The 21476-nt window shown below is 50.7% G+C and carries 16 protein-coding genes; 1 reads left to right on the forward strand and 15 read right to left on the reverse strand.

The features are described from left to right. Positions 1-2: 2 nt before the first annotated feature. Both tssK and tssJ read right to left on the reverse strand, forming a co-directional pair. Positions 3-1382: a type VI secretion system baseplate subunit TssK gene (gene tssK, locus D0S45_09820; GenBank protein TIH15869.1), complete on the reverse strand. Its 1380-nt coding sequence runs from the start codon at positions 1380-1382 to the stop codon at positions 3-5. A 3-nt stretch (positions 1383-1385) separates the two neighbouring features. After that, on the reverse strand, positions 1386-1958 hold the full coding sequence (gene tssJ, locus D0S45_09825) for a type VI secretion system lipoprotein TssJ (GenBank protein TIH15870.1): 573 nt from the start codon (positions 1956-1958) through the stop codon (positions 1386-1388). A 195-nt stretch (positions 1959-2153) separates the two neighbouring features. On the opposite strand from tssJ, the gene D0S45_09830 reads away from it, so the two are divergent. After that, positions 2154-3614, forward strand: a complete 1461-nt coding sequence (locus D0S45_09830) for a hypothetical protein (protein TIH15871.1) — start codon at positions 2154-2156, stop codon at positions 3612-3614. A gap of 145 nt (positions 3615-3759) precedes the next feature. Here the strand turns inward: D0S45_09830 and D0S45_09835 are convergent, their stop codons facing one another. The 13 genes from D0S45_09835 to tssB form a co-directional block, all read right to left on the reverse strand. Next, on the reverse strand, positions 3760-4548 hold the full coding sequence (locus tag D0S45_09835; protein ID TIH15872.1) for a hypothetical protein: 789 nt from the start codon (positions 4546-4548) through the stop codon (positions 3760-3762). Between the two features lie 9 nt (positions 4549-4557). Then, the gene (locus tag D0S45_09840; GenBank protein ID TIH15873.1) at positions 4558-4962 is read right to left on the reverse strand and encodes a DUF4150 domain-containing protein; all 405 of its coding nucleotides are present in this window, start codon (positions 4960-4962) and stop codon (positions 4558-4560) included. Between the two features lie 42 nt (positions 4963-5004). Continuing rightward, positions 5005-5628 (reverse strand): DUF3540 domain-containing protein, encoded by a 624-nt coding sequence (locus D0S45_09845; GenBank protein TIH15874.1) that lies wholly within the window; start codon positions 5626-5628, stop codon positions 5005-5007. Between the two features lie 10 nt (positions 5629-5638). Beyond that, positions 5639-6703, reverse strand: a complete 1065-nt coding sequence (locus D0S45_09850) for a pentapeptide repeat-containing protein (protein TIH15875.1) — start codon at positions 6701-6703, stop codon at positions 5639-5641. Then, a complete protein-coding gene (locus D0S45_09855; protein TIH15876.1) occupies positions 6700-10533 on the reverse strand; it encodes a DUF2169 domain-containing protein in 3834 nt (1277 codons plus the stop codon). The genes D0S45_09850 and D0S45_09855 overlap by 4 nt, the downstream gene beginning before the upstream one ends. Positions 10534-10559: 26 nt before the next feature. Further along, entirely contained in the window at positions 10560-12869 is a 2310-nt protein-coding gene (gene tssI / locus D0S45_09860; protein ID TIH15877.1) for a type VI secretion system tip protein VgrG, read from the reverse strand. Between the two features lie 21 nt (positions 12870-12890). After that, a complete protein-coding gene (tssH, locus tag D0S45_09865; GenBank protein ID TIH15878.1) occupies positions 12891-15584 on the reverse strand; it encodes a type VI secretion system ATPase TssH in 2694 nt (897 codons plus the stop codon). Next, on the reverse strand, positions 15581-16621 hold the full coding sequence (gene tssG, locus D0S45_09870) for a type VI secretion system baseplate subunit TssG (protein ID TIH15879.1): 1041 nt from the start codon (positions 16619-16621) through the stop codon (positions 15581-15583). Before tssG ends, tssH begins: the two co-directional genes overlap by 4 nt. Beyond that, positions 16585-18315 carry a type VI secretion system baseplate subunit TssF gene (gene tssF / locus D0S45_09875; protein TIH15880.1) on the reverse strand — a complete coding sequence of 577 codons (1731 nt, stop codon included), beginning with the start codon at positions 18313-18315 and terminating at the stop codon, positions 16585-16587. Before tssF ends, tssG begins: the two co-directional genes overlap by 37 nt. Before the next feature lie 118 nt (positions 18316-18433). Next, complete coding sequence (tssE, locus tag D0S45_09880; protein TIH15881.1) at positions 18434-18853, reverse strand: type VI secretion system baseplate subunit TssE; 420 nt, start codon at positions 18851-18853, stop codon at positions 18434-18436. Positions 18854-18905: 52 nt separating this feature from the next. Continuing rightward, positions 18906-19388, reverse strand: a complete 483-nt coding sequence (locus tag D0S45_09885; GenBank protein ID TIH15882.1) for an Hcp family type VI secretion system effector — start codon at positions 19386-19388, stop codon at positions 18906-18908. A gap of 90 nt (positions 19389-19478) precedes the next feature. Continuing rightward, a complete protein-coding gene (gene tssC, locus D0S45_09890; GenBank protein ID TIH15883.1) occupies positions 19479-20960 on the reverse strand; it encodes a type VI secretion system contractile sheath large subunit in 1482 nt (493 codons plus the stop codon). Positions 20961-20971: 11 nt separating this feature from the next. After that, positions 20972-21454: a type VI secretion system contractile sheath small subunit gene (tssB, locus tag D0S45_09895; GenBank protein ID TIH15884.1), complete on the reverse strand. Its 483-nt coding sequence runs from the start codon at positions 21452-21454 to the stop codon at positions 20972-20974. Between the last annotated feature and the right edge of the window lie 22 nt (positions 21455-21476).

Genomic DNA, 21476 nt, shown 5'->3' on the forward strand with positions numbered 1-21476 from the left:
TTTTATCCCCTCATAGCGGCAATATAGACCGCAAGGTCACTGGGTGCGCTGTCCCAATAAAGGGAAAGACTTCCTGAACGGATGACATCCTCCCAATGCGGGGAGTCTGTATCAACACGAAAGCACAAGGCCCCTTTGGACCTCGGCAGACCGGGGGGCAAATTCTCCATGTGAATCATGCCGATGCCCTGCACCGCACGCGCCAGCAGGGTGCTCATACCGTGGGTGGCCGAAAGCTTGGCAATATTCAACAGTTCCGGCAGGGATTGTTCCGGGTTCTCGGTCTTGACCAACAACCAGAAAGTGTTTCCGGCTGCAAAGGCACGTTCCGGCAATTCCACTGTGAAATAAGGATCGCTGAATACAAACTGGCTCATGAATTCCGGTCCGGCGGTCAGACTGTCCAGAATATTGGTCACAATTTCACGGGCTTTTTCAAAGCAGGGACCGATATTTTCATGATCGTAATCGGGTAGGATCTTCTGCCCGTCCAGTCCCTCACCAAGGGCAGACATCTCCCGCGAGAACGAGGATAATTCCCCGATCATCTGCCGCAACAACCCGAAAGCATGCCATGGATGGATATGCGGGGCCGTGGCAAAATGATCCAATTGCGGGGCGTAACGGTTCAGGCTGCGCAGGACCAGCAAAAATACCGTGGAAGTGAAATCAAGATCGCCAGACCCGAGTCCGGCAGGGTTCTTATACTGCTCCAGCCTGCGGCAGCGCGAAGCCACCTGATCGCTGATATCGCTGAACACATGGCAGAGCCAGCGGGAAGCACTCAGGGTAATACAGGGCGGCACAAAGCTCTCATCAAGCCGCACCTCCTGCACATCACGCTCCAGCCGGGCCAGCGGAATTATGTTGTAGGCCCCCAGATCGTCCAGCTCATCTTCCCAGAACAGCCGCAGTACATAGCGCATGGGTTTGAGCTGGGCCGCAGGACCGCTACCCAGCAAATCCGGCTGTTCCACCGGGTCCGGAGAAACCGCATACATAGTGTTCACCGAAGCGGCAGTATCTTCAACCTGCGAAACATTGCCCCCTTCCGGGTTCCATTTGCGCAAACCCAGATAGACCATGAACGGCTTCCCGCCATCCTCCCAGGCTTTTTCAAAGGAACGTGGCTCGATATGGGCGTTACCTGGAAAGGTTACCAGATGTCCGTCATCAAAAAGTACTTCAATCTCGGTTACTTCTATTTGTCTACGCTCAAGTGCTCCTTTGCGGATTTTAAGACCGGCAACACCCCAGAAGTAAGGCATTCCATATTGGCGCAAAGCCCGGAAGCGATGCAACTGGTGCAGGTCCGAAAGCTGGAAATGCTGCGGTTGCAAGAATAATCCCTGATGCCAGAAAAGCGGCTTGTCAGCATGCATTTCCTACTCCCCCACCTTTTGCATTTCATTAGGCCCAAGGATGATCATAGCATCCAGTTTGGCCGGGGCATACCAAGTATCCCCCCACCAAAGCATGCCGGTTTCACTCACATCCATGGGAATCTGCCAAGTGCGGGAAGCCTTGCCCTGCAAATCATAATACCCGGCCACAACACCTACGAATTTGGTACCTTCGGCCCGGTCCATGACTATTGTAGAATTCTTTCCAGGCTGCACAAACTCACGCTTAACCTGCGTGACGCTGGGATCAAAGGAAGTACAATTAAAAAGCTTTTCCATTCCGGTGGAAGTCCCGGTCAATTCATTGAATTTGCTCAGGTTTGAAAGCTGATAAAAACAGAGCAGCAACGAATGCGGTGCCCCGTCATATTCATTTAAATTCTTATCCACACCCAGCTTAAACGAAACTGCATTAATCTGGTAAGTCCACTTCATCTGCTCCGGACTTGCTGCGGGTGTGGTTACGGTTGTCGGATTCACAGGTTTTTGCTTTCCACCACAGCCGCAAACAACCACAAGCAGTAGTAACAGGAGTATCAGTAATCTGCCGCGCACAATCCGCCCTCCGATTGCATAGTTGGAGCCACCAAAAGAGATTTCAGTACTAACATCAATTTACACAGAAAATAACTTTATGTCGACGACTGATGCAATTTTACAGCAAAATCACAACTCTTTATTTCCCCGAAAAGCAATATGCGCTAATATGGTTCCAATTCCTGTCTGCAATGTAACCACAGTGAGGTCTTCATGCATATTGAACTGCCGCCTTTCAACATCTTGATACTGGGCTATTTCTCCCCGGCACTGGAAACGGACAATCCCCCGTGCATAAAGGCTGATCCGTCTTCTCTTGACCAAGCCCTCGCAAAGCTTCAACCAACTCTGGATATTCCACTGGACCGCAATAAATTCCCCGCAGCAAGTATCAATATTTCCATCAGCAGGCTGGCCGACTTCAGGCCCAAGAACATCAGTCGCACCTCAGCGTTCAAGGCTATTCTTGATCAGATGGCTAAAGACAATCCCCCGTCAGAGCAGTCAACCGGTTCCAATCAAAGATATTCAGCACTGCTGGACGACATAATGTCCATGGTCGATAGCGAACAATCCGAACAACACCCTCCCAGTACAACCAGTCAGCATGATAGACCCAAAAGTGAACTTTTAAAGGCTATTTTCGCTGATCCTGCTTTCAGAATAATGGAAGCCGCATGGCGGGGGCTGGAATTGCTGGGACGGCAAGTTCCGTCCGGCAGCAAAACCAGCGTGGAATTCATGCTCGTGCCTATCACTGAAAACAATCTTCTTCCGGTTTTGGACAAACTTGATGAAGAGCTTGAAGCATCACCGCCGGATCTGATTCTGCTGGATCACGGTTTAAGCAATACCCCCCGGTCCATGGAAATTCTGGAAAGGATTATGAATTTCGCGGAATCCATGCTGGCCCCGGCAATGGTTGCATTCGGGCCGAAATTTCTTGAGCTGCAAAACTGGGCCGAAGCGGACAAACTGCCCTTTATCCCCGCCCTGCTGGAAGGGCCGGAATATGGACGCTGGAAAACCCTGCGCCAACAACCCAGCGCCGGATGGATTATGGGTTGCGCCGGGTCGATCATGGGCAGAACCATGCACGGGCCGGAAGCCGGGTTTGATCACACGTCCCTTTCCGAACGGGGACCGCTCTGGGTAAATTCCGTCTGGTCCGCAGCAGCACTTTGTGCGCGCAGTCTATTTAAGTATGGCAGGATTACGCTTTTTGCCGACCATTCCAGTGTCCGGCTGGAAGGGCTTCCCCTTGCGGAAGGGCCAAAACCAAGCCCGGTTAATCCCCCTTTGGGAACAGAACGAATCAAAGATTTCCGGCAGGCCGGAATAAACACCCTAGCCTTTAATGGTGATCAGGCTTTCCTGCTCGGCGCGATTTCCATGGATGGTAGCCCAATGAATCTACGGCTCTATCTGTCTCGGCTGATTCATTTCCTGATTCTGTTATCCAGTGAAAAGCGTAAAGAATTCAGCGAAATTGAATCACAGCTAACAGAAGCAGTATCACTCTTCCTACAAAAGCAGGGCTATCCGGAGCCGCAAAATTTGAGCATAAAAAAAGGAGAACCGTCCGGCGAGACGATTCCCCTTGAAATTTCACTTAGTCCCGGGACGGAAATCCTGCCCGGAAATGCGCCCATTAGTTTTGGGTTTAATTGGTAAGAAAAGCATTAATTCGATGCGCTACGCGCTTTTGATGAAAAATTTCGCCTCCGGCGGCTTAAACCCTTTGAAAAGGGTTTAAGAATCCCAAACTTTTTTAATAAGGCTTCGCCACATTCTATAGTAGTACTTCACTTGCTTCAAATCATTTAAGTTGTAACGAATAAAACTCCGCATCATCGCCGTCCGGGAATTCACCGAAGATCAGTGCGTCCGGTGTCCCGGTTACTTTTACGAAATATGATTCATTTTCACTCAGCCCGTTTTTCACGGCCCAGCCGATGAATTCCTTGCCGCCAAGTTCCATCTTCAAGCCCTTCATGGGGTAATTGAGTACGCATCTTTCCGGCAATTGTCCGGCAGACCCCACGCCGTGGGCCCCTATGCCAGCATCAGAGTCGTCGCCATCACAGACTCCCAGCAATGCACCTTTCCATGCATGCCCCGGAGCAGGACCTACTTCCAGCCACAGTCCCAGACTTGGCAGGGGATAAAGGTCAAAACGGTATTCAGCCGCAACTTTCTTAATCGGCATATTGGCCTTGGCTGCCAGCTTGGCACCCAGCTTGGCTTCGTCCACAACTTCCGCGCCGCGAAGCATGGTCGGCAGGGTTGCGGGATCAAGCTCTCCATCATCGCAGATGCACAAAATCGGAAAACCGTGCCCGCGCCTAGCCTGCACAGCCGCAGCCAGTAGGCTCAGACCAAAACGGGTTTCCGGATTTTCATAGCTAGCCTTGCCGCCCTTGATCAGCCAGACACCCACTTCCGGTTTTTCCATTTCGCCAATAGGTCCGGCCCATTCCATTTTCTCAAGATTATCGGACCAGAAATGACCGTTCACACCCAGGCCGTAACGGATAACAGTCTGGAACAGCCCCTTACCCTTGGCTTCGTCTTTTTCGAGTATTGATATGAAAATTGATTTTGCCATATATGCCTCCTAACCTAAAGTCAGTACAGTAACCTGACTTGGTACGGCGCATATTCCGGGCGCGTTGGGCAATACCGCAAGGCAATTCTGCCCGGTCACGCTGGTCAGCCGTTGCACGGGTATACCATCGGCAAGAATGGTGATGCATCCGACAATATACTCGGTCTGCCCGGACTCAAGATGCGAGACCACTCCCATTTCAACACCGGGTTCATCACCTTCACTAACCAAGCCCAGCGAAAGTTGATTCAAGGTGGGCATGCAATCACAAAGCACATTGTAAGCTGCCGGAGCCGAAGTCGCTGACTCGGCAATGTTCGGATAAGGAATCGGCACCGGAACCGGACCCGCCGGGGTCAGGCAGACATCCGGGAACCCCATATCCATCCCAGCTCCCATGGTAAGCGCAAACATATACTACTCCTTGGTCAGAGATAAAATCCAAATTACACAAGCCTAACCCATGTGAATCAATTCGCCGTCAACTTTCACATGTTCCTCGGAAACGATCATGGTATTCTTGCTCTGCATAGTCAGGGTCTCATCCACCAATTGCCTGCGGGATTCGGCCTGACAATCTTCATGCTCTTTGGTGAACCGGAAATAGTTGACCACCCTGCGGGTAAATTCACGGCTGACATCATCCACATTCCCGGCAACCCGCTTAACCCGCTCCACATTGCTGCTGAACAAACGCGAAGTAAGGGAGACTTTGCCCGCTGAAATTTCAACTTCATTGGAATGCAACGCAGCTTTATTGCTGATGCAATTCAATTCATCGTCGGCAGCAATAGTTAGGCTACCGTTCGTACTTCTTAAAGTAAGATCACCTTCAACTTCCAGAGAAGTCGCTGTCTCCGCAGCCCTGCTGAGCACCGAGAGAATCCAAATCCCGCCCTGTGCATCCACAGAAAGAAGCACGGAATCACCAGCCTCGGGGCTAACCAGACAACTGACCGCCTTCTGAGCTTCAAGTTCTCCAAGGGAAGTTTCAACTACAACGCCGCCGTCAGCCAAAATAACCCGCCCATACTCAAGCTGAGGACTGACCGCTTCTTTTTTTTCCGCCAAATTATTCATATTTCCTCCTTTATCCTCCGTGTACCCAGTTTTCGGCTTCTTCCATATCTTTATCCGTGCCTTGCAGCATAATCAGGGACGCACCATCCCAGTGCGTTCCCTTCTCAATTATGCAATGCAGCTTGGCCCGATACATGGAAGCCCTGCTGAAATCCGCATGGGTCAGGTCCGCATGCGAAAAATCAGAATGCTGCAAACTGGCCCCCACAAATTTAGTGGCCTGACAAATCGCTTTGGCAAAGATGGCATGTACCATGGTCGCCCCGCTAAAATCAGCAATAGTCGCATCCGCCCCGCCGAAATAAGACTTGGTAAGATCCGCACGGCTGAAATCTGCCTCGCGAAGAACGGCCCCGCTAAACATGCAACTACGCAATGTTGCCCCAGAAAGATCGGCCCCGGTGAGGTCTGCGCCCATGAAATTGGACATGGTCATGTCGGCCCCGGCAAGGTTGGCTCCGCGCAGATTCGCACTGTCCAGTAACACCTGCGAAAAAAGCTGCCCGGAAATATCCTGATTTTCCAGATCCGCCTCACGCATCATTATCTTGAAATAGGTTCCGCCCTTAAACTTTGTGCCCTTGAAGGAAGAACCGTTAAAAACCACCCGATCCAGATTGGCCCCAAAGAAATCAGCCCCGTCCAGAGAGGAATGAGAAAGCACGGTTTTGACGATCTTCATGGAACGCATGTTAGCACCCTTAAAACTTGAATGCTGAGCCATGGACCATGTTAACTCCGCCCCGGAAAAATCAGCCCCGCTGAAATCGGCCTTCTGGAGCATAGCCATGTGGATTTTTGCTTCCTTAAAAGAAGCCCCGGCAAAACTCATACCTTGGAAATTAAGCTTGGTCAGGTCGCTTCCGTCAAAACGAGCCTCGTTGAATTCACAATTCTTGAATCCGGTTTTGAGGATATTGGCACCTGAAAGGTTCGCACCATGCAACTTAACATTGTGGAAACGCCCCCCGGTGAGGTCAGCTCCGGAAAGGTCAGCTCCGGAAAGATCCACATTGCGCAGGGTCTGGTTATCTGCAATAGCCGCAAGTATCTGTTCGCTACTTAGCTTGCTCATGAGTCGTCATCCAGCAGTTCGAGTTTACCATGCAACTGACTGCGCTTGAGATTGGCAGCTTCAAAACGGGTATCACCGAGCACGGACTTGTAGAAATCAACAGCAAAAAGGTTGGAACCGCGCAGGTCGGTATCCACCAACCGGGCCTTGCGCATGCCGCCCATATGAATATTTGCTGCCCGCATGGATGCAGCTTCAAGATTGCTCTTGGTGAAGCGTGCTCCTTTGGCGGAAACACCGTTCAAATTAGCCCTAACCAGTTGCGAATTATCGATCAGCCCGTTCTCAAAATCCGCACCCCGAAAATCAGAACCGGTAAAATCAGACTCCCGCAGAGCCGCGCCACGCAGGGTGGCATTGCGGAAATCGGAATCCTTGAATTGGGAATTACGTCCGGTACGAAGTTTATCCAGATTGGCATCAGTGAAGTCAGTTTTTTGGGCATCAACACCATTGAACAACGACTCGTTTACCGAGGCTTCACTAAAATTTGCCTGGTTGAGTGAAGAAGATTTGAAGATGGATTTTTTGATGGTCGACTGGCTGAAATCGGACCGATCCGCCTTACCGCTAATCATACACATATTGATGCGTGCGCCTTTGAGATCCGCATCGGTAAAGTCTGTTTTCTCAAGGATAGCCATGTCGAAATTGGCATCATCAAGTACGGCTTTGGAAAAATCAGCACCTTTAAAGATAGCCTGCGCGGCAATGGCCCCGCTTAGATCGCTCTCTTTAAACAAAGCTTTATTGAATAAACCGCGTCCAAGGTCCGCCCTCTTAAGGGAAGCCTTGCTAAAATCGGCCCCAATTCCCAGAGCTTGAACCAGCTTTGTGCCATCCAAAACTGTATTTTTGAAATTCGTCCCTTTAAGCTGACATTTGCTTAAATCCGCGCCGGAAAGATCAAGCCCGGAAAGATCCACCCCGGAAAGCACCGCCCCAACCAAGGATTTACCCTGCTCATGGTAACGCTGAACTTCTTCACGGGTAAGTGAGCGCAGGGAGTCAGCACTTAACCCATGCTCGGCAAGCTTTGCTGCGGCATCATCAGGCAATTCCTTGGCTTCGAGTTTTTTAAGCCCTTCAGCCAGCTCGATTTTTTTGGCTTCAAACTTTTTGAGCAGTTTCGCCTTATGGGCATCAAGCTTTGCACCTGTTTTTTCCGCCCTCGAAGCTTCAGTCTCCATTTTAGCGGCAATTTCAGGGGTAATCTGTTTACTCCTAGTCAACTCAGCGGCCCGGCTCCTAATCTTGGCGGCAGCATCTTTACCCAATTGCGTAGGGGGCTGCTTCGGGCTTGTCGCCCCAAGAACCACTTTAGATGGATCAGCCCCCAGCTTGGAATATTTCTCAGCTTTTTCGCGCATCAGGTTAAGCATCTCGTCCTGCTTGGCCTTGAGCGGGACGAATTTCGCTTCCATACTCTTTTTAACCTCGGCATGGATGCCTTTTGCCAACCCTTTCACATCCGGGAACGGGGGCATAAAACCTTTCAGAAAATTGTCATTCGGGGGACTGCCTTTTTCCGGCATAGCCATGGCTATGGAATGCTCTGCCCCATGCTCAACGGGCAAATGATCCAGCACCCACTGCCGGATATCGCTGCCTTTTTTGCTGGATTCAAAAACGGTACGTCCATGCTCAAGTTCCAACGGCTGAGCGGTCTTAAGTGCGGACTGCCAGTCGGCCCACTCTGCTTTAAGATCTCTGTCATCACGCCACTTTTCAGGCCGGACAATCAAAACAGCAAGTGCATTTTTCAATTCCTTAGCCGCGTCTTTACCCGGCTTATCTTTGGGTGAACCGAGGGTCAGGATAGAGCAAAAATCTCCCACTTCCTGCTCCATAAACATGGCCTGTAACTCATCAGCTACGCAGACCACCGGGGCAGCGGAAGCCGCAGGCATGGTCGGCAAATCGATAAGTGTAGCGCTGGGCAGGAAGAGCGGTGCTTTGTCCGAACCGGGAACAAACTGCTCTTTGCCGTCTGCAAATCCTCCCGGATTAGTCTTGATATGATTGAGCACCGGCCCGTCAAACCGGGGTAGCACCAACCCTGCTGGGACGATAAAATCATTCTCGCCGTCCAGCCCCCAATTCGCAGGATATTCGGTTAAATCCTCACTGTTAACACCTAGCCACATGCGCTTGATGGTCTTGCGTTCAATGCCAAGGTCAGTGAGTCTTTTCATGGTCTCGCGGTCATTTTCCAGAGCCCTGCGCCAGCGCGCAACCAACGGAAAACCCCGGTCATGCCACGGGTTGACCTTTTTATGAAAAGGAAATTCAGGGGAAATCGGTTCATCAGGATCAAGATCATTTTTCTTAAGATGCTCGGGCTTGATTCCTTTCAGCTTAGTCGAAGCATCTTTAACCGCAGCCTTTCGGGATGCCTCAAGTTTTTTCTTGGTGGCGGAGAACTTTGCTGTTGTACTTGTCAGCTTCTTTTCAAGGTCAGCAATTTTACCCCGAAACTTATTAAATACCCCGAGATTGATATCCACCAAATGCCCGTGCTCGGCGTGAGCCTTGCGGGCCATAGATTCCAGACTGTCCAGTGTCTTGTAATGTCCTGCGATTATCTTCTGCGCCCCAGCGAGCACCTCTTCCGGTTCCTGTGCAGGCATGGAAGGACGATTGCCAAGAGCTTTCTGGCGAATTCCATCAGCAAATTTTGGGATATTTTTAATCTTGAGCAAAGACTTCTTGGCCTTCTGCATGGCCTCTTCAGCCTTGGACATATCAATGTCCACCCCGCGATCAAGGAGCTTGATCTGCAAGTCCCGGTAATGCTCGATGGACTTAGGGTCTTCGTCCTGCACTTCATGGCGGATCATGACCCGCAACACATCCGCGCCCTCGTCATCAACAACTTCAGTGGTTCCACGATAGATGAGGAGCCCGCGCATGATCGAAGGAAAAAACCATACTGTTTCCAAACGAGTGGAAACTTCGCGGAACTCCTCATCTTCGCTTATCTGGTGGGATGGCAGTGGCCCCACCGGAAACTTGTGCGGCTTGAAATTCTTATTAACGGTCACAAAACAACGCATGCGCAAGCTGGGCAACGCGCTTTCAATAAACGGAAAATCCCGATGCATGTTCTTAATTTCAACAGGCTCACCGCCCTTGAAATAACCGTCCATGAACTGATCTTCACTGGCTGCGTTGAAAAATTCGTAATTCATGTCATCAGGAAAAAAAGGCCAACGCTCATTTTTCCATTTTTCATCATAAGTGCCGTTCTTCTTAGTCCGCTGGGGCCACATGAGATCAAGCGGCCCAAACCCAGCCGGGTCCGGTTTCTGGGAGGGGGAGCCTATCTGCTGTTGCGGAAGCTCGATATTAGGCAGAGGAATCGCCTCGGAACCATCATGCATAGGGACTTTCCCCATGCCTTTACCCAATGGATTTTTGGCGTAGTCCGGTCCGCCGAAACCATTAGCCCAGACTACGGGCATTTCCACAAACGGCTCAGCTTCACTGATCAATCCGTTTTTCCAATAACGATCCCCAAAGATATTAAGCGTCTTTTCTTTTTCCCCCACCCGAACCTGCACCTGAGAGGCTGGACGGGACTGTCCGCGCGGGGCAAAACATGATCCGCTAACCAGAAACTCGCCGCGCGGCTTGGGTACACCCTGATCTAGAATAGGCTTGGGTCCGAGCTGTGTGGTTACTGTTTTCCAAAGTTCCTGCTCATCAAGCAGATTGTCGGGATCATTAAGATCGAAAAAAGCCATAACCCCGACACTGAGATAATATTTATCCCGAATACCCAGCGGGCGAGGAAAAAAGGAATGTTGCTTTTCCTTAAATATCTTCATGATACTCCGGGGCTAGATGTTATTGCCTAGATGTTGTTGATGAGTCCGGCAATATTGTTCATTTCGCCTGATATCTGACTTGTTTCAGCAGTTACATTGGAGCTGGTCCCGATCAACTTTGTGGACTCACCAATACTCTTAGCCATTACTCCAACAATTTTATTGTCCTCCCCTGCCAAGGCGGTAACTTCCCCACAAAGATGAGTTAGATTCCCAGCCACGGTGTCCATCTCTCCCCAAACTTCATCAACCTGTCCGGCAAGCTTGCTTGCTTCCCCTGCCAGCTGTGCAGTTGCACCCTTCAGGTCATCAAAATCCACAGAAAGATTGGTGTGTGCTTCGCGAATCGTACTCAGATCGCCATTAATTTCAGCACAGGTAGCGTTGAGCTTAGTCATATCTATGTTCATCCGGTGATGGTCGGCGATCAATTCTTCACGCTCTGTTTCAGCTTTAAGGGCAGTACCAAGCACCAGCCCATTTTTTGTAGCAGTTATCTCATTAAGTAAGGCGAGTTTTATCCCGGTCTCCATGCCGACAACGATGTCCTCCTTAAGAGCACCAAAGAATTTGGTATCGTTACCGATGTTTACCAACTGAGAAAAACCGAGCACAACCTTGCTCTCATTACCGAGAATATAGCTGGCAATGTTCTTACCGTTAATTTTGATATTACCTTCAGTAGATAGAGCCAGACTTTCTTCTTTCTTTTTTGCTTCGATCTGCTCGTCTGCAATTTCTTTAACCTTATCCTCAGTCATTGAACTTTCGCCGCCTGAAGGCTCTGCTGCGGCTGAACCAAGCCGCACATAAGTATTATCTTTGGGAGTTTTAAGGTGCATACCCTCACTGCCCTGCTTGTCCTGAATATGAAATAAATTCTGACCTCCAGTGACGAGAATACACTTGGTCTGATTGGCATCCTTAACCAAACTGGGATTTTCAGGGTTGGGAGCCGCTGACTGGATGATAGGGCGATCCGGATCTCCCTCAACGTAAGTGATCAGTACCTCAGTGTCTTTGTGCAACGGGAAATGCATTCCATGATTGGAACCACCGTATGGCTGAGCCATGCGTAACCATGTGGTAGCCTTTCCGCCGCTACGCCCGGACTCATCAAAAGGCATGATCACCTTGTAACGTCCTTCGCCATCCAGTTCGGCATACTGACCACTGCCGGATGCATCTACTTTAGCATTGATGGTCCCGGAAAATTTGGGTTTCACAGCCTTGCGCTCTGCCCGGAACTGGGTGTTGGCCGGGATGCAGGTAAATGAATTGCGGTAATAAAGACGGTCCGCATCTTCCGCAAGATTGAGACCCAAACCGGAAACAAGGTAAGCTTCCTGACTGCCCTCATGAACAACTTCAGTGGTCAGATAACGCTGGTTGAAATCCTGACGGTAATGATCCTTCAACTCAAAAATGTACCCGGTACGAATGTAAGGAACTGTAGACACACCGTGGAATACCTTTTCCCGGCAGAGAAATTCCTGCGCCCTGATCTGGGCTAAGGTATTTCCTTCACCCGGAGTCTTAAAATGTTCGCCATAAATATAAATTTCGCCCATCCCTTGCTGCGAAACCATGGCCTCAGCCTTCATTTCAAGACTGGGCTTGCGGTAATTATAATCTTTAAGCAGCACTTTTTTGGGCAAAGGCTGCTGCTTGAGCGTGAAATTCTTGACGATCTCCTCGCGATGGGTGTGGTCAAGATTGCTGGGCGGAGAATAGGTCAGGCTGGTCCCTTCCTTCATGGGCGAATGGGAAATATGAGTATCGGTAATGACCATCTTTTCGCCCTGTTCGGTCTGTTCAAAATAGTAATACATGCCGTCCCGTTCCATCCAGCGAGAGACAAAATTGAAATGGGATTCATCATACTGGCAGATATATTCCCACGAGGGATAGGAACCTTGCAGTTTGAAATCAAAGCTCAGCCCCTCTTTGAGTCCTGCCTTTTTGAGCACATCACCTAGGAAGCCCTGCGCATTCTCATTAAGAAAAATCTGGTTGCAATGGGTCAGGGTGGCCCACCAAAGTTTAGGAACAAGTTCCGCGCGGTAAAAGCATATCTTCCCCACCTGATGCATCTGCTCAAAAGAACTGAGGATGCCTTTGAACGGAATATCCCCGTCATCCCGTTTAATAGTGAATTCCGCCGGATTCTGAAGGATAGAACCTATATCGAGATCATTCTTCTCCGAAATCAACATGATGCTGAAACGGTAAATACTCGAAAGCCCCTCAGTTCCCTTGAAGCGGACTACGCTGAAGGTGTTCTTATCCGCACCCTTGGACTCAAAAACAAACTTGGGCTTGGAGTTATCTGCCATAAAACTACCCTCTCATGCTCTTTATTCAGCGGAAAATTCCATGGTAAAGGAACCGTCTTCGTCCACACCCAGATGCACTGCCGCAGGCATACCGCCCTCGGTCATATGCAGCAGGATTTCCTTTGACATCTTCGGCAGCACATTGCCGTTCAGAATATATTCAATGTTGCGCGCCCCGGTTTCCACTTCAGTGCAGCGGGCCGCAATCTGATCCACAACTTCATCGCCGTAGCTCAGCTTCATCTTATTGTTGGCAAGAAGCATTTTTTCCAGCTTGCCAAGCTTAAGTTTGGTGATCATTTTCATGGCGTCAGGATTAAGACTGAAAAAGGGAACTACGTTCATACGCGCCAGAAGTGCAGGCTTGAAATGCTGAGAAAGAATGGGCCGCACTGCGGAAAGCACCGCGTCCATGGGCATCTCGTCCTCACCTTCTGCGGTAGTCATTTCCTGAATAACATCCGTGCCGAGATTGGAAGTCAGGATGAGAATGGTATTCTTGAAGTTGATATCCTTGCCCTCGCCGTCGGTGAGCACTCCCTTGTCAAAGACCTGATAGAATGTGTTCATCACGTCCAGATGAGCCTTTTCCACCTCGTCCAGAAGGACCACCGAATAAGGCTGACGGCGCACAGCTTCGGTAAGCATACCGCCCTCGCCGTACCCCACGTACCCCGGAGGAGAACCAATCAGCCGAGAAACAGTATGCTTTTCCTGAAATTCGCTCATATTCACAGTAACTACTGACCGCTCATCCCCGAAGAGCAGATCAGCCAGCGAAAGTCCGGTCTCGGTTTTACCCACACCGGAAGGGCCAACCAGCAGGAAAACGCCAATGGGCTGGTCCGGGTTCTTGATCCCGGCCTTGGAAGCGCGGATGACCTCGGCAATTGCCTCAAGCCCCTGATCCTGTCCTTTGATGCGCACGTTGAGTTTTTCATCAAGGTCAGCAACAGTAGCCGCCTCATCACGGGCCATCTTACCCACCGGGATTCCAGTCCAATCGGAAACAACGCGGCCCACCAGATCAGGGGTAACCTCAATCTGGACCATGGGATCTTCGCCCTGAAGTTCGGCTAAAGCAGCATCAACCTTATTCAATTCTTCTTTGAGCTTGGAAAGATTTTCTTCGTCTCCAGCGGAATTGTCTTCGACCGCCTCGCCTTCGCCTGTTTCTACTGCAACAGAGTCACCATTGCGTGTTTCTTGAATCTGGGCCCTAACATCCAGTACTGCGTGGGCGGCGTCCTTTTCCTTGAGCCACTTTTCGCTGATTTCCGCGGCCTCAGAATTTTTGATTTCAATCTGTTCTAAAAGCTCTTTGTAGTGATCTTCATCCACTTCCACACCGTTGGAGCGGTCACGGTCCACGGCTTTCTTTTCCCTTTCAAGGGCCTGTACTATGCGCTGGCAATCCTCCAACCTTCCGGGCTTGGCCGAAAGATTTACCTTGACCCGGGCGCAGGTGGTATCCAGCAAGTCGATGGCCTTATCCGGTAGGAAACGTCCGGCAATGTAGCGGTCGGAATAAACAGCCGCAGCCACGTTGGCGTCATCACGGATGATTACGTTGTGGGCCTTTTCGTAACTTTCGCGCAGCCCGCGCAAAATGATCGTCGAAGTGTCCACAGACGGCTCATCCAGCTTAACCAGCTGGAAGCGGCGGGCAAGAGCCGGGTCCTTTTCAAAATATTTCTTGTACTCAGTCCAAGTGGTGGCGGCGCAGGTCTTCAGCTCCCCGCGGGCCAATGCCGGCTTGAGCAGATTGGCGGCGTCCGCGCCCCCGGCGGCCCCCCCGGCTCCCACAAGAGTGTGCGCTTCATCAATGAACAGGATAATCGGTGTCTCGCTGGATTTGATCTCGTCGATGACACCCTTAAGCCTGTTTTCAAACTCGCCCTTCATCCCGGCTCCAGCTTCGAGCAAGCCCATGTCCAGACCGAGCAAAGTTACATCACTCAAGACTTCCGGCACATCGCCTTCAGTAATACGCAGGGCCATTCCCTCAATAACCGCAGTCTTACCCACACCCGGTTCACCCACCAGAATGGGGTTATTCTTACGGCGGCGGGCAAGAATATCTACCATCTGGCGCATTTCCGGGTCACGCCCGAAAACCGGATCAATGCCGCCCTCACGGGCCTTGGCAGTAAAATCAACACAAAAACGCTCAATAAATCCACCATCTCCCTTGGAAGGAGCAGCTCCACTGGCTCCCGGTGCGGCGGCGGGCATCTTATATTCCACTGACGCTTTGGTTACGGTCCAGAATTCTTTAAGCAGGGTTTCACGGTTAATGGCTGAAAAAAGATCACCATAATTGCCGGAAGCATAAAAATTAGGTTTGCCCAAAAAGGCCAGCAACACTGCCCCGGAACGGATGCGGGTTTCGCCAAGTTCCACCGATGAAATCAGCCATGCGTCCTCAAAAAGCTCCAAGAGCATGGGCGAGAACACAGGTTTGCCGGAATTCCCGGTTTTGAAATCCTGCAACACATCCGTAAGTGAGGCGTTAACCCGCGGTGCTTCCACCCCGTATTGACGGAAAATAAGCGGCAGGTCGCTGTTCACTTCCTCAATGCATTTGATGAAAAAATGTTCCACCGAAACTTCGTAATTGCTGAGCGAAACGCTAAGGCCCGCTGCATTGTGCAATGCGTTGGTGCAGAAAGTGTCCAGTTTTGAAAGCAGATTTCTTATGTCCACATTGATCATGCTTCGTACCTCTCATGGATGTGTCCGCCTTTATTGGGAAAAGACGCTTTTGCATGTTCCAGATGTTCCCCGGCAAAAACCCAGGTATCGCAGCCAAGTGCAGACCATCCCTCTCCGCCGAGTACAGCAGCATTGGCCTCACCGGGCATCATTTCAAGGACCAGATCATATTTAAACGGTTCCACCAGATAGCCGCGCACCAGATTATCCAACTTCTTGCCGTTGCCGTCTCCGGGCAGCAGCTGGTGAAAACGCCCTGAATCCAGTTTACGCAGATGGACCGCGAATTTGCTATTGCGGTCTTCCAACTCTTCCCCGATCCATGACCGCTCGCCCAAAACATTGGAGCTTTCCCCAAGGCAGAAACGCTGGTCTTCGGGGATCTTGACCTTACGCAACACGCATTGCTCCACATGAATATCCGCATGGCGCAGGGAATCCTTAAGCAGGGTTTCAAGGCCCAGCGCACTGCGCGGATACTGAGTCAAAAGTCCGATATGACGATAACGGCGGCATTCCGGCGGAACATGGGAAAAAGCCTTGTAGTGACCGAAGCCCAACAGGCTGTCCAACCGTTCAAGCCATGAATGATCCTGCTCATCCACAGCCTTGATCATCAACCGGGAACGACTCCAGGCCCGGAAGAACTGCACGTAGGCATTGTTGTTCAGGATATTCAAAAAATCACGGGTAACAGACTTGTCATCGGAAGCTTCGGACAGCAATTCCTCGGTATAAAAAACCGGGAGTGGAGAGGAAGCCCCGTAAAGTCCCAAAAAGGTGGCTTCAAGGCGGTAAAAATCGTCGTCCTCATCTTTTTGTTGCTCAATGTCGATTAGATCGGTGGCCGGAAAGCCGAGGGAGAGTTGCGGACGCACACGAAGATGGTCGCGAAAGAACTCTTCAAGCTCCTTTTCAGTGCAGGTATGCGAATGCAACCGCAACAGCCGGATAGCTTGAAAAAAGGAAAACCCGGTCGGTTTGTCGAACAGGCTTCCGGTTACAGAAGCGGACGATTTCCGATCATCGCAGCCCACTTATACAGCTCCTTGTTTAAGGTGTCCTCAACGGTCAGCCGAGTGAAGCAATTGACTGAGGCATAGCCGGAAAAAAACCGGTCCATCACCGAACTGAAAAGATAAAGATCACCGCTGTTGGCAAAGCCGTCACAGCTCAGCGACATCTTGATTTCCCGCCCACGCATAACCAGCCCACGTACCAGACGGTCCCCCTCGCTTACCTCCATACCGGAAATGGCTTCCACCCTTTTGGTATTGGCCACCACCGCGCTCCGGTCGCGGGTATCGGTAAAAATGTAAAGTTTGACCATGGCCCGCAGACTTTCCACATCAGCCACGGAAAGATAGTTTAGATAAAGGTGTGAGAGCAGCCGCCAGAGCAGATTCCGGCCCAACGGAGGCTGAACCGGGGAAGTAGGCTGGCGAATATTTTCGAAAGAGGCCAGTTCTGGAGAAGTTCCGGTTGGTTTGCTGATATCGCCGTAACGCAACTTTTCCGGCAGGGTGCCATTGGTACAGGTCAAAGCCATAGAAAGAGTCTCGGTCATGGGTTCACTACCCTGCGCCGGGTAAGCCACGGAAACAAAAAGATCAGTCTTGTCCCGCACTGGAGAACGGCGGTGATGCACAGTGTAGACAGGCATTTCTCCGGCCTGCGGATTGAACATATGGAACGGCTTATAAGGTTTTTCTTCCACCGTGCCCTGCACATAGCCCACCACTGAATCCACGGAATAAACCTGATAATCCCCCCCGGAATCTCCTGACGGGCGGACTTGATATTCCGGCCTCTTGTGGTCAAGAATCACAGGTTCAGCATCGCGCTTAAACAAATTGATGGCCGGAGTGGCGAACAAACAAATGTCTTCCTTGGTAAAGCGGTCAAAAGTCTGGGGAATTTTCTCCAGTTCCAGAACTATCTTGAACTTTGAGCCTCCGCCCCGGTAGCGCCAGTTATCCAGCCCGGTAATTTCAAAAAAAAGGAACTTTTCCGGCAGAATGAAATATTCCTGCAAAATCCGGTAGCCCGGAAAGGATTGCGAGGGATAAGGCAGCAAAGCTTCTTCATCCTCAAACCCTACAGCCTTGAAATTACTCTTGGCGAGCACGCAAAGACTTCCGTCTTCCCCGCTGATCTGGATATCGCGGATATAGTTAAACAAGAATTTATAACGCATGGAAGCTGAAGCCGCGTCTCCGGTCAGGTGAAAACGCAAACTGGAATTATCCCATTCATCCAGTGGAAGACCCTTCAATTCCAGATTGATGGTCAAGGAACCCGAAGTCCCGGCCTCTTTGACCAGATCGACCCCGGTTATACTCAGCGGGTGCAGGTCCACATCATAAGTTGTGGCGAATATGCAGGACGTTCCGCTGACCGGGATGGACCCTATTTGCGCCCCGGCAGGGACCCGGATGCTTTCCATCAAACTCGGTTTGGGGGTAAATTTAACAATAGTAGTGGAAGGGATAGGACGCAGGTAATGCGGAAAAATCAGCTGCACCAGACCGTGTACTATCTCCGGGAATTCATCATCCAGCTTCTGGTTGATCATGCCGGACAAAAATGCCGAGCCTTCCAGAAGCCGTTCCACATCAGGATCGGCGCCCGGTCCGGTCAGCATGGGAGCCAGCGCGGGGTGGGTTTTGGAAAATTCCACCGCCAGTTCGCGCAAATGGCTAAGTTCCCTCTGATAATACTTTTCGATCATATTTAAGATGCCTCCGGCGGCTCTCCGAGGGCCAGAGAAACTTTTTGTAAAAAGGGTTCTCTGGACTCTCCCAAAAACTTTTAATAGGGCTTCGCCGCTTTGTTTGGTTAGGCGTGCGTTAATTATCTTTCACTGAAATTTGTCCGTCGGGATCGAGAACCGTCTCGAATACTACGGGCATGTCTTGGCCCTCTAAGGCCAGCTTGGCTTGCAACTTGAAATGCAGAGCCAGCGGGTTATCCTCCATGGGAACAAATTCAATATTTACGTTTGCCAGCCGGGGTTCATATTTTAGGATAACCTCGGTCATGGATTCCTCAATGGAGCGTACCGCATCCAACCCGGTAGCCCCGATCATGGAAGTAAAATCCGGCACTCCGAAATCAGGAGCGATCTGGGCATTGCCCTGCCGGGTGTTCAGGATCATCCGCAGGTAATCCAGCACAGACTTGACCACCTGCCCCGGCTCGGCAGAGTCCCGCCAGTCCGGGTCCTCTTCCATGAAACGTATACGTTCGAGCAAACGCTGAGTGGTCAATATTTTCTCCGTTATTCAGGACAGGGGTAATCCCCTGTCCTGAATATCAATATTAGCTGGATTTCCAATCATCGGTGTATTCGATATTGCCGTCAGCGTAGGTCCAAGTAATTTTGGAATAGGTGAAACTCACATCTTCCATGTCGTGATACCCTTTGTTATCGGGCAGGAAAGTTATGGGTTTGTAACTATGCAGGTTAACGATGATCGCTTCTTCCATTTTGATGGTGTAGTACTTCTTCTCAATTCCAGTGGCGTCGATGTGGTAATGGTCAATTTCTACGGTAAGCTGCTCACCCTTACAGCAGGCTTGAGCCAGTTTGGGAGAACCGTTGTCCACATGCTTGGTCACGGTGAACGGTTTGTGGATACGCTGCCCGGTGGGAAGTCCGGTATGTGTGTCTTTGGGGATTTCCACATTATGATCCAGCGCATAGACAAGCATGGTATCTTTTTTATCACCGAGCTGGTTGCAATCACCTTTGATCTGTCCCTGAGTCTTTCCTGTTACCTTCATATACGAAGTAAGTGCCATAACCCTTCTCCTCAAAATGCATGATTAAAGGTTGACCGTTGCAGCGGCTGCCGCCCCAATATGGGACAACAACCGGACTCTTTCGACTAACTATTCCTTCTCCAGCTTGCCCACCAATGAGAGGGTGAAAGAAGCCCCCATGTACTTGAAGTGCGGGCGGGCCTTCAGGGAAACCTGATACCAGCCCGGATCACCTTCCACATCGCTGACCTCAATCTTGGCCATGCGTAAGGGACGGCGGCTGCGCACACTTGGTGCGGGGTTGTCCATCTCGGTGACATACTGGGAAATCCAAGTGTTCAGTTCACGCTCCAGATCGCCACGTTCCTTCCATGTGCCGATATTTTCGCGCTGGATGACTTTGATATAATGGGCCAAGCGGTCCATAATCATCATGTAAGGCAACTGGGTGGAGAGCTTGTAATTAAGCTCTGCTTCCTTACCTTCCTTGCTGGTGCCGAAGAACTTCGGTTTCTGGCAGGAGTTAGCGGAGAAGAAGGCCGCGTTGTCACTGCCCTTGCGCATGGTCAGACCGATGAAGCCCTCTTCGGCAAGCTCAAATTCCCTACGCTCGGAAAGGAGTACCTGAGTAGGAATCTTGGTCTGCACCGCCCCCATGGCCTCGTACTGATAGAGAGGCAGGTCTTCCACAGCCCCACCGCCCTGCGGTCCGATAATATTGGCACACCAACGGTACTTGGCAAATGAGTCGGTCAGCTTGGAGGCAAAAGCAAAAGCGGTGTTGCCCCAACAAAAGTCATCATCACCGTCGGATACGGACTCGTGGTAATTAAAACTCTTGGCCGGAAGTGTTTCCGGTCCGTAGGGAAGCCGGAGCAGGAATTTAGGTAGAGTCAGCCCCACATTGCGGGCATCATCCGATTCGCGGAAAGAATTCCATTTGGCGTACTGCGGCATTTCAAAAATGGATTTAAGATCCTTGAGATTGGGCAGTTCACTCCATTTTTCAATGCCAAAAAAATCCGGTCCGGCTGCGGCGATAAACGGCGCATGGGACATGGCTGAAACCGAAGCGGTGTATTGCAACAGCTTCATATCCTGCGGGCCGGGCCCGAAATCGTAATTGCCGATGATGGCCCCGAAGGGCTGGCCGCCGAACTGTCCGTATTCCGCAGTATAGGCCTGCTTGTAGAGTCCGGATTTGGTAATTTCCGGGGCGTCGTCAAAATCATCCAGCATATCCTCTTTGGATACGTTCATCATCTGGATACGTACGTTTTCCCGAAAGTTGGTGCGATCCACCAGAAATTTAAGTGACCGCCACGAGGATTCCATTTTCTGAAAATCCTTATTGTGGACGATGCTGTCCATCTGGGAGGAAAGCTTTCCATCAATCTGGGCCAGCATGTCGTCCACAAGATTACCGGAAATTTTGGCTCCCTCGCGTTCCGGCTTGACCATTTCCTCAAGGAATGCCTGCAAGCCGGCCTTGGTCACGGAATAGGCTTCATCTTCGGGCTTAAGCTTGGTGGCTTCCACAATGTCATCAAGAAGCGAACCTTCGGCAGCCGACTGCGCAGCCTGCTGTTGTTCAAGTTTTTCTTCTGCCATGGATAGTCTCCCTACTCGATTCCAAGTTCTTTAAGCAGCTTTTCGCGCGCGCCGTCATCCTTGACCAGTTCCTGAACTTTTTTCCTGAATTCCGGCACATTGGAGAGCGGACTCTTCAGGGCTTTCAGGGCCTCACGCAATTCCATAAGTTTTTGCAGCTCCGGTACCTGTTTGATAATCCGATCCGGATCAAAATCCTTAAGGCTTTCAAATTTAAGTTTGACCGCCATCTGCGCATCCGGGTCATCGCCGAGCTTGTTCTCGACCCCCATATTCAGCTCAAGATCCTGTGCCTTGAGGACTTCGTTAAAATTATCCTTATCGATATTCACCGGATCACGATCCTCGACCATGCGCTCATCTTCCTTCTGGGTGAAATCTCCGACCACCAACAGCTTGAGAGGAAGCTCGACCTCTTCCTTGGCGTCTCCTGTCTCAGGCTTGTAAACAATGTTAACCCGCTCCTTGGGAGCAACTGAACCTTCTTTAGCCATATTCAAGACCTCCGCTGAAAAG

It is taken from the genome of Marinifilum sp. JC120, assembly GCA_004923195.1.
Taxonomy (GTDB): domain Bacteria; phylum Desulfobacterota; class Desulfovibrionia; order Desulfovibrionales; family Desulfovibrionaceae; genus Maridesulfovibrio.

Coding starts and splice junctions, on each gene's coding strand:
- tssH (TIH15878.1), bottom strand. CDS start 15,584: ATGATCAATGTGGACATAAGAAATCTGCTTTCAAAACTGGACACTTTC.
- D0S45_09830 (TIH15871.1), top strand. CDS start 2,154: ATGCATATTGAACTGCCGCCTTTCAACATCTTGATACTGGGCTATTTC.
- tssC (TIH15883.1), bottom strand. CDS start 20,960: ATGGCAGAAGAAAAACTTGAACAACAGCAGGCTGCGCAGTCGGCTGCC.
- D0S45_09835 (TIH15872.1), bottom strand. CDS start 4,548: ATGGCAAAATCAATTTTCATATCAATACTCGAAAAAGACGAAGCCAAG.
- D0S45_09855 (TIH15876.1), bottom strand. CDS start 10,533: ATGAAGATATTTAAGGAAAAGCAACATTCCTTTTTTCCTCGCCCGCTG.
- tssB (TIH15884.1), bottom strand. CDS start 21,454: ATGGCTAAAGAAGGTTCAGTTGCTCCCAAGGAGCGGGTTAACATTGTT.
- D0S45_09885 (TIH15882.1), bottom strand. CDS start 19,388: ATGGCACTTACTTCGTATATGAAGGTAACAGGAAAGACTCAGGGACAG.
- D0S45_09840 (TIH15873.1), bottom strand. CDS start 4,962: ATGTTTGCGCTTACCATGGGAGCTGGGATGGATATGGGGTTCCCGGAT.
- D0S45_09850 (TIH15875.1), bottom strand. CDS start 6,703: ATGAGCAAGCTAAGTAGCGAACAGATACTTGCGGCTATTGCAGATAAC.
- D0S45_09845 (TIH15874.1), bottom strand. CDS start 5,628: ATGAATAATTTGGCGGAAAAAAAAGAAGCGGTCAGTCCTCAGCTTGAG.
- tssF (TIH15880.1), bottom strand. CDS start 18,315: ATGATCGAAAAGTATTATCAGAGGGAACTTAGCCATTTGCGCGAACTG.
- tssK (TIH15869.1), bottom strand. CDS start 1,382: ATGCATGCTGACAAGCCGCTTTTCTGGCATCAGGGATTATTCTTGCAA.
- tssI (TIH15877.1), bottom strand. CDS start 12,869: ATGGCAGATAACTCCAAGCCCAAGTTTGTTTTTGAGTCCAAGGGTGCG.